This is a genomic window from Devosia sp. 919, assembly GCF_013185965.1.
Taxonomy (GTDB): Bacteria; Pseudomonadota; Alphaproteobacteria; order Rhizobiales; family Devosiaceae; genus Devosia.
This window is the reverse complement of record NZ_JABAOL010000003.1, coordinates 118,635-143,488: the sequence shown is the minus strand read 5'-3', so window position 1 is coordinate 143,488 and position 24,854 is coordinate 118,635. Positions and strand designations below refer to the sequence as shown.

Here is a 24,854-nt window from a genome sequence, read left to right as displayed (position 1 = left end):
AGAAATCTCGAGATGGGCCCCGGCTCAAGGCCGGGGTGACACCGGGGGTGGGGTGGCGTTGGTGCCCATTTGGGCGAATGGCCGGGCGAAGCTCCGCCTATTCGGGCACGCCGAATTCCAAGAGCAGGGTGCGCTGCCAGTCGTTGAAATTGTTGTCCGAGCCGATGAGGATGCGGGTTTCCCCGTCTGGGGCAGTGTGGACAGCAAGGGCTTCCATGTTGTCGATGGTGCCGCCGCTGGCTTCGAGGATCAGCTCACCCTGCATGACGCTGCCCGGGCGCACCAGTTCGGCCGGGATGCGGCGCAGGCCCATGGTGAAGGCGATAAAGGCAATCCCGCGCTCGAGCACCAGAAGGTCGCCATTAGGCAGAAAGGCACAATCGGTGGGCACGCGGCCGGGGGTGGGGACCAGCGAAAGCGAACCCTTGTCGGTTTGCCCCAAAAGCTCGGCGCGGTGATTGCCCGCCTCATCCATGATGGCTTCGGTGATGAGGAGCGTCGAGCCGGCCACGGGTGACGATGTGGGCGCGATGCACACCGATTCCAGCGTTTCATTGGACCGATTATCGCTGAGCCACTGGGGAATGGTGACTTCCCGCGCCGGCCCGTCGGGGACGCCATCGGTGAGGGCGAAATCGGCGACGCGGGTCAGGTGTTCAAAACTGACGCGCACCGCCACGGGCGCGCCGTCGCGATGCACGGTTTCGACCGATTCCGCATCCCGGGCATATTGGCGGGGCAGCGGCGCGCCGCTGGAATTTTGCATCGGCGCAACCTGCACACCGAGCAGGCCGAGCAGGCGATTGTGGTCGTCATAGGCGAGCTGGCCCGACACGAACTGGCCGCGATCAGACACAAACACCACATGCTGATCGGGGCTGGTGAAGGTGACGCCAGACAGGCCGCCGAAATCGTCGTGCTGGCTAACAAGGGCAATGCCGCCCCGCCAGATCAGCTTGCCGGCAGGCTGGTCGAGTGCGGAATTGCCGAACTGGGCGATCTGCACCGCCCCCACCGTGGTGGATTCCGCAGCCTGGCCCGGTGAGCAGGCCAGCAGCAGCAAGCCAAGCAGCAGTGCCAGGCCTACCCTCAACCCCGGCCCCGGCGGCGGGTTTGGGTGGGCAGTTCCTCGTCAAACAGCGCCGCAAGCTCATCGGTGAGCGCGCCGGCTAGTTCCTCGGCATCGAGCAGGGTGACGGCCCGGCGATAATAGCGCGTCACGTCATGGCCGATGCCCACGGCAACGAGCTGGATGGGCGAGCGCGTTTCGATGTCCTCGATCACCTGGCGCAAATGGGCTTCGAGGTAATTGCCGGCGTTGACCGACTGGGTCGAGTCATCAACCGGCGCGCCATCGGAAATGACCATGAGGATGCGGCGGGCTTCCGGGCGGGCCATCAGGCGCTTGCGGGCCCATTCGAGCGCCTCGCCATCGATATTTTCTTTGAGCAGCCCCTCGCGCATCATCAGCCCGAGATTGCGCCGGGCATGGCGCCAGGGCTCGTCGGCGGCCTTGTAGATGATGTGCCGGATATCGTTGACGCGGCCGGGATTGGCGGGGCGACCAGCTTCGAGCCAGGCTTCACGCGACTTGCCGCCCTTCCAGGCGCGGGTGGTGAACCCCAGGATCTCGACCTTGACGCCGCAGCGCTCGAGCGTGCGCGCGAGAATGTCGCCGCAGATAGCGGCGATGGTGATCGGCCGGCCGCGCATGGAGCCGGAATTATCGATGAGGAGGGTGACCACCGTGTCGCGGAAATCGGTGTCGTTCTCGACCTTGAAGCTCAGCGCCTGCATGGGATCGGTGACGACGCGGGTGAGGCGGGCGGTATCGAGCACGCCTTCCTCAAGGTCGAACTGCCAGGAGCGATTCTGCTTGGCCATGAGGCGGCGCTGCAGCTTGTTGGCGAGGCGCGCGACGGCACCGGCGAGGTTTTCGAGCTGCTTGTCCAGAAGGGCACGCAGTTGGTCGAGCTCGTCGGGCGGGCAGAGTTCGGCCGCCTTGACGATCTCGTCATATTTGGTGGTGAAGACCTTGTAGTTGAACTGATTGGTCAGCTGGGTGCCGGCGTCCTTGCCGGGGGGCGGCATGGGGGCGTCCTCGCCGGCCTGGGCGGCAGCGTCCTCGTCGACGTCGGCCATATCCGATTCAAGGCCCTCAACATCGCCGGTTTCTTCCGATTCCCCGGCAGCCTCTTCCTGCTGGCTGTCGGTCTGCTCGTTTTCGCCTTCGCCCTGTTCGGGCGATTCATCGGAACCCTGGGCCTGGTCGGGCTGGCCCTCGTCTTCGCCGCTCTCGTCGGCGTCGCTGGGGTCTTCCACTTCGCTTTCGGGCACGAGATTGAGGTCGCGCAGCAGCGCCTTGGCGGCCTTGCCGAACTCGTTCTGGTCCTCAAAGCGGGTGAGGAGCGTCGCGAGCGAGGTGCCCGCCTTGCTTTCGATCTCGCTGCGCCACAGATCGACCAGCGCATGGCCCGAGGGCGGCACGGGCACGCCGGCGAGCTTTTCGCGCAGCAAGAGGCCCAGGGCCTCGGCAATGGGGGCATCGTCGCGGGCGGTGACTTCGGCGAAATTGGCGCGGAACAGGCGATCCTCGAGCATTTCCCCGATATTGCCGACCATGCCGGGCATGCGCACGCAGCCCAGCGCCTCGACGCGCGCCTGCTCGAGCGCATCAAAGGCGGCGCGGGCCTGCGGGTCCATGGGGGAGCGCTTGCGGTGCGCTTCGGGATCGTGGCTCGCGAGCCGCATCGCCATGGCATCGCCCTGCCCGCGGGCAATGGCAATGTCGCGCCGGGTCGGCAGGCGGGGCAGATTGGCGAGACGCGCCTTGTCGGCCGTCAGCAGCGGGCGGTCGGCGGTGAAGGTGACCTCAAGATCGCTCTTCCCCCCGATGGCGCGCACGGTGGCGCCCATGGCCGTCTTGAACGCCAGGGTTTGATCGGGCTTGTTGGCTTTGCTGCGGGGCGATTGTGCCATGCTGGTTGCTCGTGGGTTACGGCTGGCGCGGTCGTGTTTGCCACCAAGGTCTGGATTCGGCGCCCTTCCCTAGCCGGCGGGAGGGTGGGGGTGGTTCGGCGATCACCGATGGACCCCCACCCCCGGCCCCTCCCCTCAAGGGGGAGGGGAGCAATCACGGACCCGACGGCAGCCGTCCGGCAGAAAAATCAGGCCGTGACGGCCAGGTTCGCGGAGCTTTCGGGCAGGTCTTCGCCAAACACGCGCTGGTAGAACTCGGCGACCACGGGGCGTTCGAGCTCGTCGCATTTATTGAGGAAGGTGAGGCGGAAGGCAAAGCCGACATCGCCGCCGAAGATCTGGGTGTTTTCGGCCCAGGTGATGACGGTACGCGGGCTCATCACCGTGGACAGATCGCCATTGATGAAGGCCTGGCGCGTGAGGTCAGCGAGGCGCACCATGTTGGACACGAGCTTTTTGCCGCGATCGTTTTCGGCATAGGTTTTGTTCTTGGCCAGAACAATGCCAACTTCCTTGTCATGGGGCAGATAGTTGAGCGTCGTCACAAGGCTCCAGCGGTCCATCTGGCCCTGATTGATCTGCTGGGTGCCGTGGTAAAGGCCCGAAGTGTCGCCCAGACCAATGGTGTTGGTGGTCGCAAACAGCCGGAATGCCGGATGGGGCACGATCACGCGGTTCTGATCGAGCAGGGTGAGGCGACCCGCGACTTCGAGCACGCGCTGGATCACGAACATCACGTCGGGGCGGCCCGCGTCATATTCGTCGAATACGAGAGCGACATTGTTCTGCACCGCCCAGGGGAGGATGCCGTCGCGGAACTCGGTGATCTGCTTGCCGTCCTTGAGCACGATCGCGTCCTTGCCGACGAGATCGATACGCGAAACGTGGCTATCGAGGTTGACGCGCACCAGCGGCCAGTTGAGGCGGGCCGCGACCTGCTCGATATGGGTGGATTTGCCGGTGCCGTGATAGCCCTGCACCATGACGCGGCGATTAAAGGCAAAGCCAGCCAGGATCGCGAGCGTGGTGTTGCGATCAAACAGGTAATCGGGATCAACCGGTGGCACATGCTCGGTGCGCTGGGCGTAACCGGGCACGGTCAGGTCGGTGTCGATGCCGAAAAGATCCCGGGCCTGGTATTGGGTGTCCGGCAGGTTGGTGAATTCACTCATGGCGGGCTCTTGGGCAGATGGAACGGCAAAGGAAGGATGCGGCGGCTCTATAGCAGCATTGTGCCCGAGGCGGTAGCCCGAGCCATGGCGAACTACTTGGCGACGAACCCCGATTTCTTGAGATGGGAATAGGCCGCGATAATGGTGCGCAGCCGCTCTTCGGAGGACTTGTCGCCACCATTGGCATCGGGATGGTGGATCTTGACCAGGGTCTTGTAGGCCCGCTTGATTTCTTCGGATTTGGGCGGACCGATGATCCCCAGGGTTTCAAGGGCGCGCTTGTCGAGCTCATTGGTGGGCTTGACGCGTTCGGCCGCCGGGGTCTGGGCCTGGCGGTGGCGATAACGGGCAAAAACCCCGAACGGGTCGCCATATTTGTCGCCGGGGCGGATACCGGCCGCGCTGGCAGCGCGCGATCCGCGCACACCGGGCTGGCCGGTGGCAAAGCTCGAGCGGCTTTCCGCCTTGGGCGGGGTATGGAGCGCTTCTTCCAGCGCGTCCTTTTCCATGCCGGCAAAAAAGTTGAAGGCCGTGTTGTAGTGACGGACATGCTGCAGGCAGAAATGGTGGTACTGCCCTTCAGCACCATGGCCCTTGGGGGCCTTGTGGGTGCCGGGTTCCTCGCAGCCTTCCCAATCGCAGAGCTGGGCCACGGGTTCGGGCTTGGCTTCGCGACGCGGCCGGATGCGGATGGGGTCGAAGAGCTTGGATTGCGATTTCATTGCGCCTAGTTACTTTGCTTCAAACCAATGGAAACCTCAGCCCGATGTCCTTTAAAGACACCATAACAGCCAAGCTTACCGACCGCTTTTCACCCGAATTCCTCGAAGTGATCGACGAATCCAACAAGCATCGCGGTCATGCCGGTTGGCTGGAGGGGGGTGAAACCCATTTTCGTGTCAGAATCGCGACCCGGCAGTTTGACGGGAAGCCTCGCGTGGCGCAACACCGCGCCGTTATGGAAGCGCTGGATGCCGAGCTCAAGAGCCGGGTCCATGCGCTGGCCATCGAAGTGCTGCCCAGTGATGGAAATCACAAGGGCTAGCATTGTAGCGGGAGGACCCTCCATATGGAAAGGGTTCTTGCGTTTTGAAAGAGCGCTTTGGGGCAAAAGCGCAGCTTTTAGCTTGGAAGTCCCCTCCCCGTCCCTCCCCACAAGGGGAGGGTGAGGGCCAGTGCGCTTGGCACCGGAACGCCCAGCGTTCCGCCGCAACCGGCCACAGCAAACGGGACGCCTCAGCCCCGCATATCGTCCAAAAACTGCGCCACGGCAGCTGGATCAACATTTCGTTCAATGAAGGCCTGGCCGATGCCGCGGGTCAGGATAAAGGTCAAAGCGCCGCGTGAGACCTTTTTGTCCTGCGCGATCGCGGCCATCAGTGTTTCGGTGGAGCCGACGCCCCCGGCGATATCGGCCAAGCGCGTCGGCAGGCCCGCGGACTGCAGATGCGCCTGTACCCGGCCGGTGTCCTGCGACGGCGCGAGGCCCAAACGGGCAGAAAAGGCGTGCGCCAACACCATGCCGATGGCGACCCCTTCGCCATGCAGCAGCCGATCCCCAAAGCCGGTGTCCTTTTCCAGCGCATGGCCGAACGTGTGCCCCAGATTGAGCAGCGCCCGAACGGCCTGCTCGCGCTCGTCCTCGATGACGACGCGGGCCTTGTGCCGGCAGCAGCGCGCGATAGCTTCACCCCGGGCCGCTCCGCCGGCGAAAATTTCGGCGCGGTTGGCTTCGAGCCAGAAAAAGAAGTCTTCGTCGTCGATCAGCCCGTATTTGACGACTTCCGCATAACCGGCGGCAAATTGCCGGGGCGCGAGGGTATCGAGGGTGGAGAGATCGGCGAGCACCAGGCGAGGCTGATGAAAGGCGCCGATCAGGTTCTTGCCGTGGGGCGAATTGATCCCGGTCTTGCCCCCGACCGAGCTATCGACCTGGGCGAGGAGCGAAGTGGGCATCTGGATCAAGTCCATGCCGCGTCGGGCGATGGAGGCGGCAAAGCCCGCGAGATCCCCGATCACCCCGCCGCCAAGGGCGATCACCGCATCGCCCCGCTCGAGCCGGGCGGCAAGAATGGCTTCGGTGACATATTGGAGCTGAGTCCAGGATTTGCTGCCCTCGCCCGCCGGCACGATGATGGGGGTGTGAAGGAGACCCGCTGCATCAAGGCTGCGCTGCAGGCGCGGCAGCTGCGCCTGGGCGACCGTGGCGTCGGTGACGATACCAAAGCGGCGCCCGGCAAAACGCTCGGCGAGAATGGCGCCGGCATCCTCGAGCAGGCGATCCCCGATCAGGATATCATAGGCACGCTCGCCCAGGGCGACATGAACGGTATGGGCGATGGCGGGCATGGCTATGGCTTTTCCTGCAGATAGGCGAGCACGGCTTCCACGAGGTCGCTGGCTACGGTTTCCTGGGGCACATCGCGCGATACCACGGTCACATCGGCCTCGGCATAGATGGGGTAGCGCTCCTCGACGAGCCGCTCCAATGTTTCACGTGGATTGGCGGTTTGCAGCAGCGGGCGGTTGGAGCGGCGCGACACGCGCTGGAACAACAGGTCCGTATCGGCCTTGATCCAGACCGAAACCGCTTCGCTTTTGAGCACGGCCCGGGTTTCGGGATGCACAAAAGCCCCACCGCCCGTGGCCAGCACCAGGTCGGGATGCTTGAGCACCCGGGAAATCACCCTGGTTTCCCCGGCGCGAAATTCGGCTTCCCCGCGTTGGGCAAAAATCTCGGGGATGCTCATTTGCGCGGCTTTTTCGATTTCCTCGTCGCTATCGAGGAACTGGCGGCCCATGCGATTGGCGAGGCGCCGGCCGACAGTGGTCTTGCCTGCGCCCATCATGCCTACGAGAGCCAGGGGCCTGCCATCCAGCAGCTCGACAAGAAGTTGGGCTTGGGCCTGCCGGTTGGCCGCAGTGGATCGGGACAAAAGGGGCTCCCCATGTGGTGGTCGCTATCAAGCGGGCGAGACGGCCGCTGTCAAGAAGCGAGCAACGCTCCCAACCAGATCGAAAGCATTTGCCGGTATTTTCATGTACTGTGCCCGCGCCCAGAACAGATTCCGGACAACCATGCCCACCCTGATCCGCCTCCTTGTTACCCTGCTCATCCTGGTTGGCCTTGCTTATGCAGGCATGTTCGCGCTGGTCCTCAGCGTCAAGCCGGCACCCAAGGAAACCACGATCCGCATTCCCACCAATGAGCTGCTGGGCGAAAGCGCGCCCGGCCTGCCGGGGCAAACCCGCGCACCAGCTCCCGCCCCAGCCGCCGAGCCCGCCCCTGCTGCACCGGCGGATGCTGCACCGGCCGAGGCTGCACCGGCCGAGGCCCCGGCCAGCCCATGAGCGGCACCCATCTGATCGGCGCGTTTCTCGAAATGATGAGCGCCGAGCGGGGCGCGGCACCAAACACGATCGATGCCTATCGGCGCGACCTGTCCGACTATGCCGGCTTTCTGGCCGGCAAGGGCAAGACGCTGCTGACGGGGGAGCGCGAAGAAGTCGCCGCTTATCTCGATCATCTCAAGCAAAGTGGGCTGTCGGCGTCCTCGAGCGCACGGCGCCTATCGGCCATTCGCCAGTTCCACCGCTTCTTGTGCGCCGACAATCTGCGGGCCGACGACCCCACCCGCATTATCGCCAGCCCCAAAAGCCGGCGCGCCCTGCCCAAAGTGCTGTCGATCGCCGAGATCGACAAGCTTCTGACCTTGGCTGAAGCGGAAGCCAACACCGAGGCGTCCGCGCCCAAGCAGGCCGCGGCCCTGCGGCTTTATGTGCTGCTGGAGCTGCTTTACGCCACCGGCATGCGCGTGAGCGAACTGGTGAGTTTGAAGCGCGCGGCGGTGATGCGCGACGCCAGCTTTTTGACCGTGCGCGGCAAGGGCAACAAGGAGCGCGTCGTGCCGCTCAATGATCGCGCACGCGATGCGATCAAGGCTTACCTCAAGACCATTGAGCCGGGCGTGTTCCTGTTTCCTGCGAGCGGCGCCGAGGGATATTTGTCGCGCCAGGTGTTCGCGCGCGATCTCAAGGGGCTGGCAGCGCGGGCCGGGATCAGCGCCAGCCGGGTAGCGCCCCATGTGCTGCGGCACGCCTTTGCCAGCCATCTGCTGGCGGGTGGCGCCGATCTGCGCGTGGTGCAGATGCTGCTGGGCCATGCCGATATTTCAACCACCCAGATCTATACCCATGTGCTGGACGAAAAACTGCGCCATCTGGTGGAAACCCACCACCCAATGGCAGACGGATCGTAAACCTTTCACGGCGTTCCGAGCGGCCCCCTGCTGCGAAGGCGCTTGACTCAGACAGACGCCCTCGCCACTTTCCGGCCACTTTGGGGCGCAACAGCAGCGGCCCATTGGCATGGGTCAAAGATTGACCCCTAACGGGCAGGTTGGATGCAGACTTATCTCGATTTTGAAAAGCCGGTCGCCGACCTCGAGGCAAAGATTGCCGAACTCAAGAATTTGGCAGCGGGCGATCAGGCCGTTTCCATCGACGAGGAAGTGTCGCGCCTGTCGGCTCGCGCCGAAGAAGCGCTGCTCGACATCTACAAGCGCCTGACGCCCTGGCAAAAAACGCAGATCGCGCGCCACCCGCAGCGTCCGCATTTTTCCGATTATACCCGCAGCCTCATCACCGAATGGACCCCGCTGGCGGGCGACCGCAAGTTCGCCGAGGATCCCGCGATCCAGGCCGGGTTCGGGCGCTTCAACGGCCAGCCCGTTGCGGTCATGGGCCAGGAAAAGGGCAACTCCACCGATAGCCGCATCAAGCACAATTTCGGCATGGCGCGCCCTGAAGGCTATCGCAAGGCCGTGCGCATCATGGAAATGGCTGACCGGTTCAACATTCCGCTGATTTCGTTCGTGGATACGGCCGGCGCTTATCCCGGCATCGGCGCCGAGGAACGCGGGCAAGCCGAGGCCATTGCCCGCTCCACCGAAAAATCGCTCGAACTGGGCGTGCCCAACCTCGCCATCATCATCGGTGAAGGCGGCTCGGGCGGGGCCATCGCCATCGCCACGGCCAACCGGGTGCTGATGCTCGAGCATTCGATTTATTCGGTGATCTCGCCGGAAGGGGGCGCTTCGATCCTGTGGCGCGATGCCGCCAAGGCGCAGGACGCGGCCACCAATATGAAGATCACCGCGACGGATCTGTTGGGCTTTGGCGTGATCGACGCCATCGTTCCTGAACCGGCGGGCGGCGCGCACCGCAACCCGGCGGCAGTGATGGATGCGACCCGCACCGCCATCAGCACTTTCCTCAATGATTTCAGCGGTCGCAGCCGTTTGGAAGTGCGCGAACACCGGCGCGAAAAGTTCCTCGCCATCGGCACCGCCCTGTAAGGGGACGATCACGCCGACTTGACCGCAGAGGGCCCCTGTTCGGGCCCTTTGCGGGCGTGGTAAGAACGGGTTAACCATGATTTCTTACCGCGCGGTAACCAAGCAGGCCTAAGGCTAGCCCCGTGTTCCGCTGTATGGGCTGCCTGCTGTGACCGCCAATTTTCTGCGCAAATTCTGCTCCGTCGTGGTGCTGCTCTGGGTGGGTCTCGCGCTCGCCGGCTGCGGCTTCATCAAGGGCGACAACCGCCACAACCAGCCCCTCGCTGCTGCCACCGTCACCGCGCTACGCGCCATAGGCTCCTCGCCCGGCGAAGCCATGGTGGTGCGCATCTTCAAGCAGGAACGTACGCTCGAGGTGTGGAAGCGCACCAATACCGGCCAGTTCGCCTTGTTCAAAAGCTACGAGATCTGCACCTATTCGGGCGATCTGGGGCCCAAGTTCAAGGAAGGCGACCGCCAAAGCCCCGAAGGCTTCTATACGGTCACGCCCGGCCAGATGAACCCGAAATCGGCCTACTACCTTGCGTTCAATACCGGCTTTCCCAACAAGTTCGACCGCGCGCTTGGGCGTAGCGGCTCCAATCTGATGGTGCATGGCGATTGCAAGTCGGTGGGCTGCTACGCCATGACCGATGGCAACATGGCCGAGATCTATGCCCTGGCGCGCGAAAGCTTCAAGGGCGGCAATCCCGCCTTCCAGGTGCAGATCTTCCCGTTCAAGATGACGGCGGCCAACCTGGCCAAGCAGGCCACCAACCAGCACCTGCCCTTCTGGAAGAACATCAAGGAAGGCTATGACTTCTTTGAGTTCAACAAGACGCCCCCATCCTGGGATGTGTGCGAACAGCGCTATGTGTTCAATGCCATGACCAGCGGCCCGCTCGATCCGCTCGGCCCCTGCCCGGTGCTCACCACCCACCCCACCCTGGTGGCCGAACAGCAGGCGGCCGACGCCAAGATCAATGATGCGCTGGCGCTGATCGACAAGCAAGCCGCCGAAAAAGCCGCCATTGCGGCGCGCGGCGAGGCCATTGGCGGCGCCGTGACCGGCTTTTTCGGCGGGGTCGGCAGTGTGCTGGGCGGCGGGGCGGCACCGGCCCAGCCGGCGATTTCGGGCGCTGCGGCACCAGCTCCGCTGACCAAGCCCGCCGGCGTCTAGGCCCCGGCGGGAGCGTGACGCTCCCGTCATGTTTTGGGCACGCTCTTGGCGCATGCCCCGAAGCGATGGGCCACGAAGGATAAGTTACTTGCACGACGATGTTGCCACCCCCGAGCCCGCCGAGCGGCCCCTGCCGCCGGTCCCCGCGCGCCAACGCTTTGGCGGGGAGCGCCTGCTGAGCTTTGTGGCAGGCCTTGTGGCCGTGGGCGCCATCGCCGCCTCCGCCTGGGTTTACACCGATACCCAGCGCGACATCAGGCGCATGTCGAGCGACATCGCCCAGATCCGGGTGAGCCTGGAGCTCTTCAACCAGCAACTGGCCAGCCCGCCGGCGGCTGCAGCAGCCTCGGGGGAAGACCCCTTGGTTGAACTGTCCAACCGGCTGGCGATCCTGGAAGAAGACTGGCGCAACCAAAGCGCGAACACGCCTCCGGCTGGCGCCCTGCCGCCGCTGCCCGACGCCGCGCCCGCCGCCGCCACTGCTGCCTCAGGGGGCGATTGCATGCCCGCGGGCACGCGCTTTTTGGTCACGGGCGGGGACAACTACCCCATTTGCGGCAATGGCGCCGAGGTCAATGTTGCCGCCGTGGAAGCGGGCTATGTGGCGCTGGCGGACGGCACCACCATTCCCAATGGCGGCAATGCCCTGTTGCGCGGCACCACCTGCACCGTCGCGGTGGTGTCCTCGGGCGCCGGTGGCATGACCGGCTACGCCGAATTGCGCGTCAACTGCTGAACTCAGGCTCGGCACGGGTAAAGTCGACGCCGCGAAAGCAGGCTTCGATATTGTTGCCATCGGGATCGAGCACAAAGGCGCCGTAATATTCCCCTGCGCCCTGGCGTGGACCGGGCGGGCCGTGGTCGGTACCGCCGGCGGCAAGGGCCGCGCGATAAAACGCATCCACCATTGCGGGGCTGCGCGCGCGGAAGGCAAAATGCATCTGGTTGAGCCCGGGGCGCGAGCCCTCGGCCCAGTATGACGGCCGGCTGGTGCCGATCCAGAGATAGGGAATGGGCTCCTGCGCGCTCTTGCCGAGCAGGAACGCATTGGGGCCGTTGTCGATGGTGCCCAGCTCAAGCGCCCGGGCGATCGCATCATAAAAGCGCCTGCTGCGGGCAAGGTCGGCAACAACAAAGCCGGAATGGTCGAGCATGGCAAACACTCCTGAGGCTGACAGGCGCGCAAACGCGGTTTTTCGACCGAAGTTCCGGGGATGTGGTGGATGTCTCGGCCCGAGGGCCCCGGCTTCGCATGTGCGGAGAAGCCTGAACCCCCACCCTTGATCCCTCCCCTCAAGGGGGAGGGTGTCGACTGCGGGGGCGGTGCGAGGGTTGAGCGGCCTTTCTGGTGCATGACCCGACGACCCCCTCCCCGGCCCTCCCCTCAAGGGGGAGGGAGGGCGAGAGCCGAGGGGGTGAACTCCGATGGCCCTCTCCACAGATGCATCAGTGTCTTGCCAGTGTAACAACATTACGTTACGTGCGTTATGTTGTAACAGAACAGGAGATAGCGCATGCGTCCATTTTCATTTCTGCTGGCGGGACTGCTGGCTACCGTTTCGTTGCCGGTGCTGGCACAGACCGAGAGCCATTGGCGCTTGTTTGTGGCCGACCATGCCGAACCGAAAATCGCGGTGATCGATATGGCCGATGGCGAAGTGCTGGCAAACTTCGCGGTTGAGGGACCGGCAAGCCTTTATGCCACCGGCAGCAAGGCCGGCGTGTTTGCGGTGCAGGGCAGCGCCGACAGAGTTGCCGCGATCCGCAGCGGCATTGCCCTTGAGGACCATGGTGACCATGGCGACATCGCGGTGGAAGCCCCGGCGCTGGTGCAAGCGCGGGTGACCGGCGACAAGCCGTCCCACTTCGTGGAGCATCACGGCCAGATCGCCCTCTTTTTTGACGAAGAGGGTATGGTGCGCGTGCTCGATGAAGGCGCCTGGCTGGACGGAAAGCCGCAGGCCCGGGAATACAAGGTTGCGGCGCCCCATCACGGGTTGGCCGTGCAGATGGGGGATTATCTGCTGGTCTCTGCCTCCAACCCCGACGATCCCGACAAGCGGCGGACGGGCCTGCTGGTCGTCGATGGGCAAGGCAGCCAAGTGGGTGAGCTACACGACTGCCCCGACCTGCACGGCGAAGCAACATCAGGGAATCTGCTGGCTGTTGGCTGTGCAACGGGCCTGTTGATCGCCAAGGACGCCGCAACGGGGCCAGTGGTCGAGTTCCTGCCCTATAGCGATGCTCTGCCCGAAGGCAAAGCCACTACGCTGCTTGGGGGTGTCGGCCTGCAGTATTTCCTCGGCAATTATGGTGCCGACCAGGTGGTGCTGATCGATCCCAGTGCCGGTGAGGATGCTTTCCGCCTCGTGGACCTGCCGACCCGCCGCGTGCATTTTGCCGTCAATCCAGGCACGCCCAAATTCGCCTATATCTTCACCGAAGACGGGCAGCTGCGCGAACTGGACGTGGTATCGGGCGAGCTGACGCGGTCGCTGCAGCTGACTGAGCCATATTCCATGGATGGGGAATGGGATCTGCCGCGCCCGCGCATTGCCGTGGCAGGCGGTGAAATCGCGGTGACCGATCCGCTGGCCGGCAGCATCCATGTCGTGGATGCCGAGAGCTTCACGCTTGAGCTCGATATCGAGCTCGAAGGGGCACCGTTCAACATCGTGGCGGTGGGCGGTTCAGGCCACACCCACTAGGGCCGACGCAGACGCCGTGAACGAAAAAGGCCCGGACTTGCGTCCGGGCCTTTGGCTTAGAAAGCGCCGTGGCAGTGTTTGAATTTCTTGCCCGAACCGCAGGGGCAAGGGGCATTGCGGGAGACGCCGACCATGAGGGCGGGGTCGAGGGGCTTGAGCGAGGGATCCTCGCCGGTGGCCCCGAGGGAATCATCAAAGGTGTCGTCGCCATCGGCGTCGTTTTCGCCGGTCAGCGGATCGATATGGGTTTCGCGCAAGCCACTCAGATCAGGCGCCGAGACGGGCGGGCGGATCTGCAGCTCGACATGGGAAAGCTGGGTGGTCACCAGTTCGCGCAGATTGGTCAGGAGCGCCTGGAACAGCTCATAGGCTTCCTGCTTGTATTCGTTGAGCGGATCGCGCTGGGCCATGCCGCGCCAGCCCACGACCTTGGAGAGGTGATCGAGGGTGACGAGGTGCTCGCGCCAGAGCCCATCGATGGACTGCAGCAGAATGGACTTTTCGACCTGCCGCATCACGGTCGGATTGGGGGTGCCGGCCGCTTCCATGGCTTCGAGCGTGCGCTGCTCCTTGGCGTCAAAGAAGTCGTCGGCAGCCTTGATCAGGCGCTCGGTGACCGTTTCGGCGTCGATGCCTTCTTCCTCGGCCCATTGGGCGATCGGTGCATCGATGTTGAGATAGGTCTTGGCCGCGGCGGTCAGCTGCTCGACATTCCACTGCTCGGGATAGGAGCGCGGGGGAATGGCCTTGGCGACAATGGCTTCCACCACATCGTGGCGCATGTCGCGCACGGTATCGCTGACATCCTCGGCATCCATCATCTCGAGACGCTGCTCGAAGATCACCTTGCGCTGATCATTCATCACGTCGTCATATTTGAGAATGTTCTTGCGGATGTCGAAGTTGCGCGCTTCGACCTTGCCCTGGGCACGCTCGATGGCCTTGGTGACCCAGGGATGGGTGATGCTTTCGCCCTGTTCGAGCCCGAGCTTGCCCAGCATGGAATCCATGGAATCCACCGGGAAGATGCGCATCAGATCGTCCTGCAGCGACAGGAAGAAGGCGGAATGGCCAGGGTCGCCCTGACGGCCCGAACGGCCGCGCAGCTGGTTGTCGATGCGGCGCGACTCGTGGCGCTCGGTGCCGATCACCATGAGCCCGCCCGCGGCAATGGCTTTGGCCTTGTCTTCGGCGATCTTGGCCTTGATCTCGGCGATCTTGGCTTCGCGCTCGGCCCCTTCGAGACCCTCGGCTTCCTTTTCGATGCGCATTTCCAGGTTGCCGCCGAGCTGGATGTCGGTGCCGCGGCCCGCCATATTGGTGGCAATGGTGATGGCGCCGGGCATGCCGGCATCGGCCACGATCTGAGCTTCCTGCTCGTGGTGGCGCGCGTTCAGCACGTTCATGGCGCCGACATTTTTCTGGCGCAGCAGTTCGGCCAGCATTTCCGATTTTTCGATCGAGGTCGTGCCCACGAGGACGGGCTGGCCGCGCTCCTGGCACTGCTTGATCATATCGGCAATGGCGTCGAACTTTTCGGCCGCGGTGCGATAAATGGCGTCTTCGTCGTCCTGGCGCTGCACCGGCAGATTGGTGGGGACGGTCACCACATCGAGCTTGTAGATATCAGCGAATTCTTCCGCTTCGGTGGCGGCCGTACCGGTCATGCCGGCGAGCTTTTCGTACAGGCGGAAATAGTTCTGGAAGGTGATCGAGGCCAGGGTCTGGTTTTCCGGCTGGATCTTGACGTGTTCCTTGGCTTCGAGCGCCTGGTGCAGGCCTTCCGAATACCGCCGGCCAGGCATCATGCGGCCCGAGAACTCGTCGATGATGACGACTTCATCATTGCGAACGATGTAGTCCTTGTCCTTGCGGAAGAGCTTGTGCGCGCGCAGGGCCGAGTTGGCGTGGTGCACCAGGGCGACGTTTTCCACGTCGTAAAGAGATTCAGATTTCAGCAGTCCGACTTCAGCCAACCGGGCTTCGAGCTTTTCGATGCCGGCATCGGTGAAGGTGGCGGAGCGCTGCTTTTCGTCGAGCTCGAAATCGTCCTCCCCGATCAGCTCCATCATCTCGTCGATCTGGACGTAGAGATTGGAGCGGTCTTCGGAGGGACCCGAGATGATGAGCGGGGTGCGCGCCTCATCGATCAGGATGGAGTCCACTTCGTCGACGATCCCATAGGCATGGCCGCGCTGCACCATCTGGGCGCGCGTATATTTCATGTTGTCGCGCAGGTAATCGAAGCCAAATTCGTTGTTGGTGCCGTAGGTGATGTCGGCGGCATAAGCGGCCTTGCGCTCGGCATCGGTCAGGCCATGCACGATAATGCCGTAGGAGAGACCAAGGAAATTGTAGATCTGGCCCATCCAGGCGGCGTCGCGGCGGGCAAGGTAGTCGTTGACCGTGACCACATGCACGCCCCGGCCGGTCAGCGCATTGAGGTAGACGGGAAGCGTTGCCACCAGCGTCTTGCCTTCACCGGTGCGCATTTCGGCGATGGAGCGGTCATTGAGCACCATGCCGCCGATCAGCTGCACATCGAAGTGGCGCATGCCGAGCACGCGCTTGGAGGCTTCGCGCACGGTAGCAAAGGCGGGCACGATCAGGTCATCGAGATCGGCGCCATTCTGGAGCTGGGTCTTGAACTGCTCGGTGCGCGCGCGCAGCGCCTCATCGGAAAGTCCCGCCAGTTCGGATTCCAGTGCATTGATGGCAGCGACATTGGGATGAAACCGCTTCACATGCCGATCGGACGCGGTACCGAAAAGCCGCCGGGCAAGTGCAGCAAGAGCCATCTAGATCGTCCTTTGTTTGATCATCGTGGCGCGAAGGGCCGTTTGCGGTCCGCGCAGGGGCAAGAAGATCATCTTTTGCCTCTATAGCACGATGTGGAGCCAGCTGGCCCCGAGGGTTTCGCGCATGCGTCATCAGCCATTCTGGCCACCGAAAGCATGCCGTAAAATGCGGCTGAGATGTAAGAGCGCCCCCTTGCCTTGTCAACTTCGGCGAAATCGGCCACATCTGCGCGCGGCTCAGTAAAAACGGGTCCGTCATGGAGCCTTAACCATCCCCGACGCTTCCCCCTTGGGCGGCACATTTTGGCCGCTAAGCCATGACAGGCAGGCGCGCGCCTGATCGGGGCGCCCCCATTGCCGACCACCAGCGGCCATGCCCATGGCATGCGCCCGTCAAGGAGAACCACGCTATGCTGTTTTCATCCAAGCGCCTCGGGCGCACCGTAAGTGCCTTGGCGCTGGTTCTGGCCGCGGGGCTGCCCGCCCTGGCCCAGGACGCGGCTCCCGCGGCTCCAACGACCGAGACTGCCCCCGCTGCCGAGCCGGCTACCCCGGCCCCTGACGCGGTTGTCGCAACAGTGGGTGGCGAGCCCATCACCGAGGCTGACCTCAGCTTTGCGGCCGAGGACCTGACCCAGGAACTGAGCCAGATGCCTCCCGAACAGCGCAAGGCCTTCCTGCTGCGCGTGCTGATTGACATGAAAGTGATGGCCGGCGCCGCCAAGGAAGCGGGCATGGACGCCACGCCCCTGTTCCAGCAGCGGCTGGATTACCTGGAAGAGCGCGCCCTGCGCCGCGCTTATTTTGCCGATGTGATCGCGGCGGCCGTGACCGAAGAAGCTGTGCGGGCCGAATACGACAAATATGTCGCGGAGTTCGAGCCGGCCGACGAGATCCATGCCAGCCACATCCTGGTGCAGACCGAAGACGAGGCCAAGGCGGTCAAGGCCGAGCTCGATGGCGGCGCCGATTTTGCTGAAGTGGCCAAGGAAAAGTCGATCGACCCCGGTGCAGCCAATGGCGGCGATCTCGGCTTTTTCAGCGCCGGCATGATGGTGCCGCAGTTCGAAGAGGCGGCCTTTGCCCTGACCGAGCCCGGCCAGATCAGCGATCCCGTGCAGTCCCAGTTCGGCTGGCACGTCATCCGGCTGGAGGAAAAGCGCAAGTCGAGCCCCGCGCCCATCGAGCAGGTCGCCGGCCAGTTGCAGCAGCAGCTGCTGATGAACGCGTTTGATGCCGAAGTCGCCAAGCTGATGGAAGGCGTCGAGATCGAGATTCCCGATCCCGCGCTGGCCGCAGCTGTCGAAGCCCAGACCGAGCCGGCGGAAGCTGCAGAAGCTGCCGAAGCGGGCGAAGAGGAAGCTGCTCCGGAAGCCGCACCAGAAGCTGCCCCCGCGCAGTAAGCAACCAATCAGGCGCCGGGGGCGAGCAGCCCCCGGACCATCTGCCGGGCCAGTTTGGCGAATTGCTCGGGGTCGCATTCGACCCGGCCCGTCAGCAGCCGGTGCCACACAAAGCCGGCCAGCGCATCGGCGGCAAGGCCCACATCGGTATCGGCCGCGAGCTCGCCCCGCGCCACGCCCCGCTCGAAAATCGCCCCAGTCTGGATCCGCCGCTGCGCCGCATAAGCGCGTAGCGACTGCGCGGCCTGTTCGTCGCGCTGGGCTTCCGCGATCACGAAGCGAAACACATTGCCCGCGCCGGTTTCCCCCCAATGGGTGAAGATACCGGTGAGGAATGCCAGCACATCTCCTTCGGTGCTGCCGGTATCGGTATGCACCGCCGCCGGCTTGTGGCGGTGATAAACATCAAGCAGCAGCGCGGTTTTGCCGGGCCACCACTTGTAGATGGTGGGCTTGCCGGCCCGGGCGCGCTTGGCCACCGCTTCGATGGAAAAGCCGGCGATCCCCTCTTCGGCCATGATGGCTTCGGCCGCCTCAAGGATCGCTTGTTCGGTTTCCGGATTGCGCCGGGCACCGATGGAGCGGCGTCGATCATCGGCCTCGTCTGCTGGGGAAATGCTCATGACGCTAATATGAGCCAGCTCAACCATAAAGAAAAGACTTGATCGAAACGGCGCGTTTCATTATAGAACGAAACGTACCGTTCTGTTGGAGCAGACAAATGCCTTCTTCCCTCGCTTCGCGCCTGCGCATGGCGCTGGTCATGACGCCGGCGGTTTATCCCATCGTCACGCTTTATCTTTACCTGCTGACGCCCCTCACCGTTGGCTGGGACATCTGGCAGCGCAGCCTCGTGCTCGTGCCATTCATGGCCAGCACGATCGTGCTAGTGGTCGTGCCTTTGATCGGCCGGCATTTCGGCGGTTTTATTGCCGGCAGGAAGCGGGCCGCCAGCTAAGGCGGGAAAACCGGCGGGGACGGCGGGCTACCGCGGCCCGGCCGTCTTGCGAATGGGCCATGTTTGAGGCACACCCGGAGCCAGCTTTCCTTGTTCAAAGGCGTTTAGGCATGGCCCATCCGGTTTCCCCGCTTGCCCCTCAATCCTATCCGGAACTGCCGGCCGTCGCCGGAGTGCGCTTTGCCACCGCCGAAGCGGGCATCAAGTACAAGAACCGCACCGATGTGCTGCTGGTGAGCCTTGCCGAGGGGACGACCGTTGCCGGCGTGGTCACGCGTTCGCTGTGCTCGTCAGCGGCGGTGGATTGGTGCAAGGCCAATCTGCCGGCGGGTGTGGCGCGCGGGCTTGTGGTCAATTCAGGCAATGCCAATGCCTTCACCGGCGCCAAGGGGCGCGACAGCGTGGCAGCGACTGCTGATTTTGCCGCCAAGGCATTGGGCTGCGCCCCAAGCGAAGTCTTCCTGGCGTCCACGGGCGTTATCGGCGAGCCGCTCGATCCCAGCAAGTTTGCTGGGGTGCTCGAGGATGCAGCCACCCGGCTGGGCGAGACGCCCTGGATGGAGCCGGCCAAGGCCATCATGACCACCGACACCTTCCCCAAGCTTGCGGGTGCAACGCTCGACCTTGACGGCAGCGCGATCACCATCAACGGCATTGCCAAGGGCTCGGGCATGATCGCGCCTGACATGGCGACGATGCTGAGCTTTGTGTTCACCGACGCGCCGATCGCCGCCGATGTGCTGCAGGCGCTGCTGAGCCAGCATGTGCGCACCACCTTCAATGCCGTAACGGTCGACAGCGATACCTCCACTTCCGACACGCTGCTGGTATTCGCAACGGGACAGGTACCCGGCGTCGAGCCGATCACCAGCCTCGAGGACCCGCGCGCCGAGATCTTCGGCACCGCCCTGCATGACGTGCTGTTCGACCTGGCCATCCAGGTGGTCCGCGACGGCGAAGGGGCTACCAAGCAGGTGAGCGTGCATGTGCAAGGCGCCACCAGCGACGAGAGCGCATTTCGGATCGCCAAGTCCATTGCCGATAGCCCGCTGGTCAAGACGGCGATTGCCGGCGAGGACGCCAATTGGGGTCGCGTCGTGATGGCGGTGGGCAAGGCCGGCGAGCCGGCTGACCGCGACAAGCTGTCGATCCGCTTTGGCGACTTGGTGGTCGCCCAGGCCGGGGAACGCGCGGCGGTCTACGACGAAGCCGCGACCTCCGCTTACATGAAGGGGACCGAGCTGGAAGTGACCGTCGATATCGGGCTCGGCCAGGGACGCGCCACGGTTTACACCTGCGACCTGACCCATGGCTATATCGACATCAATGGCAGCTATCGGAGCTGAAATGGTGCTGCCCGGCGTCCTCGAACTGGAAGAGGCCGGGCTGCAGGCCTGGCCGGGTGTGGAAACCGAATATGACGGCGGCTGGATCCGGCGCGCCGCAAATGGCTTCACCAAGCGCGCCAATTCGGTGCAATGCCTTGACCCCGCAGATGGGACAAACGCCGTGGGGCGGGTTGCAGCGAGCCGCGCCTGGCTCGAACAACGGGGCTTGCCCCCCGTGTTCCGGCTGACGCCGCTGGCGAGCCCTGAGCTTATTGCCGCGCTCGATGCCGGTGGGTGGCGCAGCATCGAGCTGTCCCATGTTTATGCGGCAAGGCTCGGCGCGGTGACGCCTGACAAGCGGGCGCAAGCGACCGACCCGCTCGACCCGGCCTTTCTCGCAGCCCAGGCCCGGCTCCAACCCTATGATGGGCCAACAACCGACAAGTTCATCGCCCTCCTCAAGGCGATGCGCGTGCCCGCCCGGGGCGTCGTGGTTTATGCCGGCAATGGCGAGCCTGCAGCTTCGGCCTTGTTCGCGCTGGCCGGCGATATTGTTGTTGCGGGCAATGTCGTCACCGACCCCGGGCAGCGGCGGCAGGGCTTTGGCCAGGCGGCGATGCAAAGCGGGCTTTATTGGGCCCAACATGCCGGCGCCACGATCGCGGCGCTCAATGTTGCGGGCGACAACCTGGCCGCCAAGGCACTCTACCAGCGCCTCGGCTTTGCGCACCAATATGATTACACCTACCGGATTGTTCCCAGCCCATGAGCGCATACCCCACACTGCTTGTTGTTGCCTGTGCGCTGGTGGATGCGGACCGGCGGGTGCTGATCGCCCAGCGGCCCGAGGGCAAGTCGCTGGCGGGGCTGTGGGAGTTTCCGGGCGGCAAGGTCGAGCCGGGCGAATCACCCGAAGCCGCCCTGATCCGCGAGCTGGAAGAGGAGCTTGGCGTATCCACCAAAACCGCCTGTCTCGCGCCGCTGAGCTTTGCCAGCCACCCTTACGAAACTTTTCACCTGTTGATGCCACTTTATGTGTGCCGGAAATGGCAGGGCCAGCCGCAGGCCAAGGAACATGCCGCTCTTAAATGGGTGCGCCCGCAGGCCCTGCGCGATTATCCCATGCCCCCGGCCGACGAGCCATTGATCGCCGCCCTGTGCGATCTGCTCTAGGGAGCAAGGAGGCGCAGCGCCGATGCCGACCCGGATAGTTCATCGGTTTTTCGCCGAGGAGCGCGGCGCCACCGCCATCGAATATGGCCTGATTGCCGCCCTGATTGCAGTGGCCCTGATCACGAGCCTCGTGGCGCTGGGCGACAATGTCACTGTCTTGTTCGGCGACGGGGTCGGCGGGGCGTCCCGCGCGATCGAGGACGCCATGGAGAGGACGCGCTGACGCCAACGGCGCGGCATCAGCCCCGACGGGGGCGCGCTAGTGCAGCGCGACCACCTTGTATTTTTCCCCGACCCGGATCGGATCGCCGGGGAACAGATCATTGATGATGTAAAACAGCTCGGTGCCGCGATTGAGCCCGGCCATCTGGCGCGCCAGCGATTCACTGGTGTCGCCCGGCTTGGCCGTGACGATCCGCACCGCGACGCGTCGGATATCGGCAAGGTCGGCGGTCGTCGTGCGCCGGAAGCTCTTGAGCGTGGCTTCAGCGCCAGCCGCAAAGCGGGCACTGTCGGACTTGGCCGCAAAGATGAAGCGGTAAACCTGGCCATCAAGCCGCATCACCGACACGCGGAAGAACCACTGATCGGTTTGCGCCAGGCCCGAGGCCATTTCGATGCCGTTGAAGCTCTGCGTGCTAACGGTTTCGCCCTTGAGCCCGGCGATCCAGCCGGACTTGAGATAATCGGCCAAGGGCATGCTGGCATTGACCTCGGCACTGTCGAAGCGCACCGCCTCGCCATCGCCGGCAACGCCCACCACCGCGCTTTGCGAGTTCTGCAGCGTATAGCCCTGCGGCACGGTGAAGGTGAACTTGCTGGCCGGATGCACGAAGCGCCGGCCGATGATCGAGCCTTGCGCCGGGCTGTCGCCGAAGGTCAGGCCCGTGATGCTGGCCAGATATTCCTCGCGCCCGACCTCGCCAATGCCGGCCTGGCCGAACATGGTGGTTGCCGTATCCATCGCCTTCTGGATGCGGGCGGGGGTCGATGGGTGGGAGGACAGGAACCCCTCGCCGGCATTTTCGCCGGCCGAGAAGCTGGCGAACCGGCTCATCACGCCCAGGAACCGCGCAGCGGCGGAGGGGTCATAGCCGGCCTTGCCGGCAAATTTGATGCCTTCGCGATCCGCTTCCAGCTCCTGGCTTTGGCCGAAAGCGGCCATGGATTCGCGCGAACGGTTGGACAATTGATCGGTCGAGCTGTCGCCGCCGAATACGCCCGTGATCACCCGGTCGACAATGGCCGTGGTGCGGGTGCGATCGGTCCGGGCGCGCGCATGGCGCAGCGTCACGTGAGCGATTTCGTGTGCGAGGACCGCAGCGAGTTCGCTGGTGTCGGACGCCAGCGCGAGAATGCCTCTGGTGACATAGATATAGCCACCCGGCAGGGCAAAGGCATTGACCTCGGCACTATCGAGAATGGTGACCTGGAACTGGGCATTGGGCTGGTTGGCCGCAGCCAGCAGCCGGCCGACAATGCGCGCCACCATGATTTCGGCGGGGCGATCGGAATACACCCCACCATAGGCGGCGATGATGCGCGGATGTTCGCGCCGGCCGATCACCACATCCTCTGGATCGGTGCCTTCGGGCACGACCAGGGGAGCGGGATTATCGCCCGTCTGGGTCACCGCAATATGGGTGCCGCTCATTGTGGTGCAGGCCGAAACCACCAGCAACGCGCTCGCGAGCAATGCGAGCCGGACCGGCCGAGCCTTACGCAGATACCCCGTCATTGTGTGGCTAAAACCTCGATCTGCTCGGGATGGGTTACTTCGATGCGTGGACCATCCCGATCATCCACCCATCCTCTGATCCGGACCAGGGCGCCTTCCAGCGCCATTGGATCAAAGCCATCTTCGGCAAACAGCCGCAATGCGGATGCCTCGATAACGGCGGTGAAGTCTTGCTTCCAAAACCGGCCGAAATTGAGATAGACCCGCCCGCCGCTGCGATCGGCCAGCAACACCCGCCCTTCCACCAGTTCATAGTGGCCGGCGCGCGCGAGCAATTCTTCAGGCCGATCTGCCGCCCGCACGCTGTAATAGGGATCGGACCAGATGCCAAGCCCGGCCGCCCGGGCCCGCCCTTCCGCGGCGAGCAATAAATCAAGGCACGCCCGGTTGTCGGGAAAGGAATATACCCGCGCCAGCCCTTGGGCGATCATCGCCTGCTGGGCCCATTGTTCTCCCTCTGGCCCCTCGACAAAGAGGTGGGCCAGGGCGCGCTCATAGCGATCCACTTCCTCCCCGCCGTAGCCCAGCCGCACGGGGCGGTTGAGCGCGAGGGTTTCGAGCGCCGCCTTGGCTTGCGGCGCCAGCGGCCAGGTGGGAAAACCCTCGCGCCCCAAGGGCAGCTTGGGCGCCTGGGTGCCGATCAGGCGCACGACGAGCCCCGAATCAAGCACCACCGTGTCGCCATCGGTGACCTGGACAACCGTGCCGCCGGGCACCATGCGCAGAGCTTCGCACGCCATCGCCGCGGCCGAAACGCTGGACAGCGCTGCAAGCGTGGCGAGCCGAACAAAGCTGGTCTTGAACACGGGGCCGACCTCGGTAAGATTCGGTTCACCATAACGGCAAAGCCTGCAACAAAACCTTACCGAGCCAGTTCACGGCCCCACGAAGCGCACCAGTGAGGCTTTAGCGCAACACCGCACGCTGCGGGTTTTCCCCTAGCTGCTCCTGAAGCGAAAAAGCACGGTCGTTTCGCGCGTTTGCACCCGCCCGCCAGGTTCTGTATAACCCCAAACCGTGTGGTCTCGTAGCTCAGCAGGATAGAGCACAGGATTCCTAATCCTGGGGTCGTGGGTTCGAATCCCGCCGGGATCACCATTTCGCCGCCCGCGCCGCTGTGCAATTTACCCGCGGCATTCACTGGCTTGATTTCGGTCAAGGCCGGCGCGGCGACAGCACCCTAGTTTCGTTCTGACTCAACGCAGTGAGGAACGCATGGACCAGGATTTCAAAGGCAAGGCCGCATTGGTGACCGGGGCAGCGTCGGGGATCGGGGCAGCCATTGCCCATGAACTTGCGGCCCGTGGCGCTTCGGTGATGGTTGCCGATCTCAATCAGGAGGGTGCCGACGATGTCGTCCTGGCCATCCGCGCTGCGGGTGGAACCGCCCAGGCTTACGCGCTGGATGTGGGCTCGGCTCTTGAAGTGGAGGCGCTGGTCGACAATGTCAAACGCAGCTTTGGCGCGCTGCATTACGCCGTCAACAATGCCGGGATCAGCGGCCCGGCGGCCCGCACCGGGGAATACCCGCTGAACGGCTGGGCGAGGGTCATCGACGTCAACCTCAACAGCGTGTTTTACGGCCTGCGCTACCAATTGCCGGCGATCCAGGCTTCGGGCGGCGGGGCGATCGTCAACATGGCATCCATTCTGGGCACGGTCGGCTTTGCCAATTCACCGGCCTATGTGGCGGCCAAGCATGGCGTGGTAGGGCTGACCAAGGCGGCCGCAGCCGAATATGCCGAGCACAATATCCGCATCAATGCGGTTGGCCCTGGGTTCATCGACACCCCGCTGATTTCGGACACGCTTGACGCGCAAACCCTGGCCGGCTTGCGCAATCTGCATCCGATCGGCCGGTTGGGCACCCCGCAGGAAGTTGCGGCGCTCACCGTGTTCCTGTTGTCCCCCGCTGCCAGCTTCATCACTGGCAGCTACCACCTCGTGGATGGCGGCTACACCGCCGTTTGATCGAGAGCGCCGGGCCGTCACTTGCCCGCCAGCTGTCCAGCTGGCGCGGATGGTCGCAACTTGACGGCCATCAAGTCGGGCCGCCGCCAGCGGGATACAACAGCCACCAA

24 protein-coding genes, 1 tRNA gene and 1 pseudogene are annotated in these 24,854 nt (G+C 64.1%); 15 read left to right on the top strand and 11 right to left on the bottom strand.

The features are described from left to right. Positions 1-97: 97 nt before the first annotated feature. The 4 genes from HRQ64_RS19075 to HRQ64_RS19060 all read right to left on the bottom strand — a co-directional run bounded on the left by HRQ64_RS19075 (position 98) and on the right by HRQ64_RS19060 (position 4,873). Positions 98-1,093, bottom strand: a complete 996-nt coding sequence (locus tag HRQ64_RS19075) for an esterase-like activity of phytase family protein (protein WP_172125693.1) — start codon at positions 1,091-1,093, stop codon at positions 98-100. Further along, a complete protein-coding gene (gene cobT, locus HRQ64_RS19070) occupies positions 1,090-2,979 on the bottom strand; it encodes a cobaltochelatase subunit CobT (RefSeq protein WP_127754584.1) in 1,890 nt (629 codons plus the stop codon). The genes HRQ64_RS19075 and cobT overlap by 4 nt, the downstream gene beginning before the upstream one ends. Before the next feature lie 188 nt (positions 2,980-3,167). Further along, entirely contained in the window at positions 3,168-4,151 is a 984-nt protein-coding gene (gene cobS / locus HRQ64_RS19065; protein ID WP_127754585.1) for a cobaltochelatase subunit CobS, read from the bottom strand. 92 nt (positions 4,152-4,243) lie between these two features. Then, positions 4,244-4,873 (bottom strand): DnaJ domain-containing protein, encoded by a 630-nt coding sequence (locus HRQ64_RS19060; protein WP_127754586.1) that lies wholly within the window; start codon positions 4,871-4,873, stop codon positions 4,244-4,246. A 44-nt stretch (positions 4,874-4,917) separates the two neighbouring features. Here HRQ64_RS19060 and HRQ64_RS19055 point away from each other — a divergent pair, with 44 nt between their 5' ends. Then, entirely contained in the window at positions 4,918-5,196 is a 279-nt protein-coding gene (locus tag HRQ64_RS19055; RefSeq protein WP_127755353.1) for a BolA family protein, read from the top strand. A 191-nt stretch (positions 5,197-5,387) separates the two neighbouring features. Here the strand turns inward: HRQ64_RS19055 and aroB are convergent, their stop codons facing one another. Then, entirely contained in the window at positions 5,388-6,500 is a 1,113-nt protein-coding gene (gene aroB, locus HRQ64_RS19050) for a 3-dehydroquinate synthase (protein WP_172125691.1), read from the bottom strand. Between the two features lie 2 nt (positions 6,501-6,502). Further along, the gene (locus HRQ64_RS19045; protein WP_172125689.1) at positions 6,503-7,087 is read right to left on the bottom strand and encodes a shikimate kinase; all 585 of its coding nucleotides are present in this window, start codon (positions 7,085-7,087) and stop codon (positions 6,503-6,505) included. 142 nt (positions 7,088-7,229) lie between these two features. Here HRQ64_RS19045 and HRQ64_RS19040 point away from each other — a divergent pair. The 5 genes and pseudogenes from HRQ64_RS19040 to HRQ64_RS19020 form a co-directional block, all read left to right on the top strand. Beyond that, positions 7,230-7,364 (top strand): annotated as a pseudogene (locus HRQ64_RS19040) (histidine kinase); the annotation flags it as partial. Between the two features lie 134 nt (positions 7,365-7,498). Next, positions 7,499-8,410, top strand: a complete 912-nt coding sequence (gene xerD / locus HRQ64_RS19035; RefSeq protein ID WP_127754589.1) for a site-specific tyrosine recombinase XerD — start codon at positions 7,499-7,501, stop codon at positions 8,408-8,410. A gap of 144 nt (positions 8,411-8,554) precedes the next feature. After that, positions 8,555-9,508, top strand: a complete 954-nt coding sequence (locus HRQ64_RS19030) for an acetyl-CoA carboxylase carboxyltransferase subunit alpha (protein ID WP_127754590.1) — start codon at positions 8,555-8,557, stop codon at positions 9,506-9,508. Positions 9,509-9,656: 148 nt separating this feature from the next. Next, on the top strand, positions 9,657-10,667 hold the full coding sequence (locus HRQ64_RS20530; protein ID WP_206524653.1) for a murein L,D-transpeptidase family protein: 1,011 nt from the start codon (positions 9,657-9,659) through the stop codon (positions 10,665-10,667). A gap of 88 nt (positions 10,668-10,755) precedes the next feature. After that, complete coding sequence (locus HRQ64_RS19020) at positions 10,756-11,403, top strand: hypothetical protein (protein WP_172125687.1); 648 nt, start codon at positions 10,756-10,758, stop codon at positions 11,401-11,403. Here HRQ64_RS19020 and HRQ64_RS19015 read toward each other — a convergent pair. Beyond that, the gene (locus HRQ64_RS19015) at positions 11,393-11,821 is read right to left on the bottom strand and encodes a VOC family protein (protein ID WP_172125685.1); all 429 of its coding nucleotides are present in this window, start codon (positions 11,819-11,821) and stop codon (positions 11,393-11,395) included. The two genes, HRQ64_RS19020 and HRQ64_RS19015, sit on opposite strands and share 11 nt — an antisense overlap. 360 nt (positions 11,822-12,181) lie before the next feature. Here HRQ64_RS19015 and aztD point away from each other — a divergent pair, with 360 nt between their 5' ends. Further along, the gene (gene aztD / locus HRQ64_RS19010; RefSeq protein ID WP_172125683.1) at positions 12,182-13,375 is read left to right on the top strand and encodes a zinc metallochaperone AztD; all 1,194 of its coding nucleotides are present in this window, start codon (positions 12,182-12,184) and stop codon (positions 13,373-13,375) included. Positions 13,376-13,431: 56 nt separating this feature from the next. On the opposite strand, the gene secA is transcribed toward aztD, so the two are convergent. Next, complete coding sequence (gene secA / locus HRQ64_RS19005; protein ID WP_127754593.1) at positions 13,432-16,173, bottom strand: preprotein translocase subunit SecA; 2,742 nt, start codon at positions 16,171-16,173, stop codon at positions 13,432-13,434. Positions 16,174-16,583: 410 nt separating this feature from the next. Here secA and HRQ64_RS19000 point away from each other — a divergent pair, with 410 nt between their 5' ends. Further along, positions 16,584-17,576: a peptidylprolyl isomerase gene (locus HRQ64_RS19000; RefSeq protein ID WP_172125681.1), complete on the top strand. Its 993-nt coding sequence runs from the start codon at positions 16,584-16,586 to the stop codon at positions 17,574-17,576. An 8-nt stretch (positions 17,577-17,584) separates the two neighbouring features. Here HRQ64_RS19000 and HRQ64_RS18995 read toward each other — a convergent pair whose 3' ends face one another. Next, the gene (locus HRQ64_RS18995; protein ID WP_172125679.1) at positions 17,585-18,199 is read right to left on the bottom strand and encodes a TetR/AcrR family transcriptional regulator; all 615 of its coding nucleotides are present in this window, start codon (positions 18,197-18,199) and stop codon (positions 17,585-17,587) included. 98 nt (positions 18,200-18,297) lie between these two features. Between HRQ64_RS18995 and HRQ64_RS18990 the strand changes: the two genes are divergently transcribed. The 5 genes from HRQ64_RS18990 (at position 18,298) to HRQ64_RS18970 (ending at position 21,258) form a co-directional block, all read left to right on the top strand. Beyond that, entirely contained in the window at positions 18,298-18,534 is a 237-nt protein-coding gene (locus tag HRQ64_RS18990) for a hypothetical protein (RefSeq protein ID WP_172125677.1), read from the top strand. Positions 18,535-18,644: 110 nt separating this feature from the next. Further along, positions 18,645-19,880 carry a bifunctional glutamate N-acetyltransferase/amino-acid acetyltransferase ArgJ gene (gene argJ, locus HRQ64_RS18985; protein ID WP_172125675.1) on the top strand — a complete coding sequence of 412 codons (1,236 nt, stop codon included), beginning with the start codon at positions 18,645-18,647 and terminating at the stop codon, positions 19,878-19,880. Further along, positions 19,861-20,631 (top strand): GNAT family N-acetyltransferase, encoded by a 771-nt coding sequence (locus tag HRQ64_RS18980; RefSeq protein WP_172125673.1) that lies wholly within the window; start codon positions 19,861-19,863, stop codon positions 20,629-20,631. Before argJ ends, HRQ64_RS18980 begins: the two co-directional genes overlap by 20 nt. After that, positions 20,628-21,035 carry a (deoxy)nucleoside triphosphate pyrophosphohydrolase gene (locus tag HRQ64_RS18975; RefSeq protein ID WP_127754599.1) on the top strand — a complete coding sequence of 136 codons (408 nt, stop codon included), beginning with the start codon at positions 20,628-20,630 and terminating at the stop codon, positions 21,033-21,035. The genes HRQ64_RS18980 and HRQ64_RS18975 overlap by 4 nt, the downstream gene beginning before the upstream one ends. 22 nt (positions 21,036-21,057) lie before the next feature. Continuing rightward, complete coding sequence (locus HRQ64_RS18970; RefSeq protein WP_172125671.1) at positions 21,058-21,258, top strand: Flp family type IVb pilin; 201 nt, start codon at positions 21,058-21,060, stop codon at positions 21,256-21,258. A gap of 36 nt (positions 21,259-21,294) precedes the next feature. Here the strand turns inward: HRQ64_RS18970 and HRQ64_RS18965 are convergent, their stop codons facing one another. Together HRQ64_RS18965 and HRQ64_RS18960 are read right to left on the bottom strand one after the other, a co-directional pair. Next, positions 21,295-22,773: a M48 family metalloprotease gene (locus tag HRQ64_RS18965; RefSeq protein ID WP_127754601.1), complete on the bottom strand. Its 1,479-nt coding sequence runs from the start codon at positions 22,771-22,773 to the stop codon at positions 21,295-21,297. After that, complete coding sequence (locus tag HRQ64_RS18960; protein ID WP_349236752.1) at positions 22,770-23,579, bottom strand: thermonuclease family protein; 810 nt, start codon at positions 23,577-23,579, stop codon at positions 22,770-22,772. Before HRQ64_RS18960 ends, HRQ64_RS18965 begins: the two co-directional genes overlap by 4 nt. A gap of 215 nt (positions 23,580-23,794) precedes the next feature. On the opposite strand from HRQ64_RS18960, the gene HRQ64_RS18955 reads away from it, so the two are divergent. Together HRQ64_RS18955 and HRQ64_RS18950 are read left to right on the top strand one after the other, a co-directional pair. Then, positions 23,795-23,871 (top strand) — tRNA-Arg (locus HRQ64_RS18955). Positions 23,872-23,988: 117 nt separating this feature from the next. After that, the gene (locus tag HRQ64_RS18950; RefSeq protein WP_172125669.1) at positions 23,989-24,744 is read left to right on the top strand and encodes an SDR family oxidoreductase; all 756 of its coding nucleotides are present in this window, start codon (positions 23,989-23,991) and stop codon (positions 24,742-24,744) included. Positions 24,745-24,854 lie beyond the last annotated feature (110 nt).

Excerpts from the sequence above, each read along its gene's own strand:
- HRQ64_RS19055 (WP_127755353.1), top strand. The coding sequence starts at position 4,918 with ATGTCCTTTAAAGACACCATAACAGCCAAGCTTACCGACCGCTTTTCA.
- HRQ64_RS18980 (WP_172125673.1), top strand. The coding sequence starts at position 19,861 with ATGGCAGCTATCGGAGCTGAAATGGTGCTGCCCGGCGTCCTCGAACTG.
- aztD (WP_172125683.1), top strand. The coding sequence starts at position 12,182 with ATGCGTCCATTTTCATTTCTGCTGGCGGGACTGCTGGCTACCGTTTCG.
- argJ (WP_172125675.1), top strand. The coding sequence starts at position 18,645 with ATGGCCCATCCGGTTTCCCCGCTTGCCCCTCAATCCTATCCGGAACTG.
- aroB (WP_172125691.1), bottom strand. The coding sequence starts at position 6,500 with ATGCCCGCCATCGCCCATACCGTTCATGTCGCCCTGGGCGAGCGTGCC.
- HRQ64_RS19015 (WP_172125685.1), bottom strand. The coding sequence starts at position 11,821 with ATGCTCGACCATTCCGGCTTTGTTGTTGCCGACCTTGCCCGCAGCAGG.
- HRQ64_RS19000 (WP_172125681.1), top strand. The coding sequence starts at position 16,584 with ATGCTGTTTTCATCCAAGCGCCTCGGGCGCACCGTAAGTGCCTTGGCG.
- HRQ64_RS18965 (WP_127754601.1), bottom strand. The coding sequence starts at position 22,773 with ATGACGGGGTATCTGCGTAAGGCTCGGCCGGTCCGGCTCGCATTGCTC.
- HRQ64_RS19060 (WP_127754586.1), bottom strand. The coding sequence starts at position 4,873 with ATGAAATCGCAATCCAAGCTCTTCGACCCCATCCGCATCCGGCCGCGT.
- HRQ64_RS18970 (WP_172125671.1), top strand. The coding sequence starts at position 21,058 with ATGCCGACCCGGATAGTTCATCGGTTTTTCGCCGAGGAGCGCGGCGCC.
- cobS (WP_127754585.1), bottom strand. The coding sequence starts at position 4,151 with ATGAGTGAATTCACCAACCTGCCGGACACCCAATACCAGGCCCGGGAT.
- HRQ64_RS18990 (WP_172125677.1), top strand. The coding sequence starts at position 18,298 with ATGCCTTCTTCCCTCGCTTCGCGCCTGCGCATGGCGCTGGTCATGACG.
- HRQ64_RS18995 (WP_172125679.1), bottom strand. The coding sequence starts at position 18,199 with ATGAGCATTTCCCCAGCAGACGAGGCCGATGATCGACGCCGCTCCATC.
- secA (WP_127754593.1), bottom strand. The coding sequence starts at position 16,173 with ATGGCTCTTGCTGCACTTGCCCGGCGGCTTTTCGGTACCGCGTCCGAT.
- HRQ64_RS18975 (WP_127754599.1), top strand. The coding sequence starts at position 20,628 with ATGAGCGCATACCCCACACTGCTTGTTGTTGCCTGTGCGCTGGTGGAT.
- cobT (WP_127754584.1), bottom strand. The coding sequence starts at position 2,979 with ATGGCACAATCGCCCCGCAGCAAAGCCAACAAGCCCGATCAAACCCTG.
- HRQ64_RS19030 (WP_127754590.1), top strand. The coding sequence starts at position 8,555 with ATGCAGACTTATCTCGATTTTGAAAAGCCGGTCGCCGACCTCGAGGCA.
- HRQ64_RS18950 (WP_172125669.1), top strand. The coding sequence starts at position 23,989 with ATGGACCAGGATTTCAAAGGCAAGGCCGCATTGGTGACCGGGGCAGCG.
- xerD (WP_127754589.1), top strand. The coding sequence starts at position 7,499 with ATGAGCGGCACCCATCTGATCGGCGCGTTTCTCGAAATGATGAGCGCC.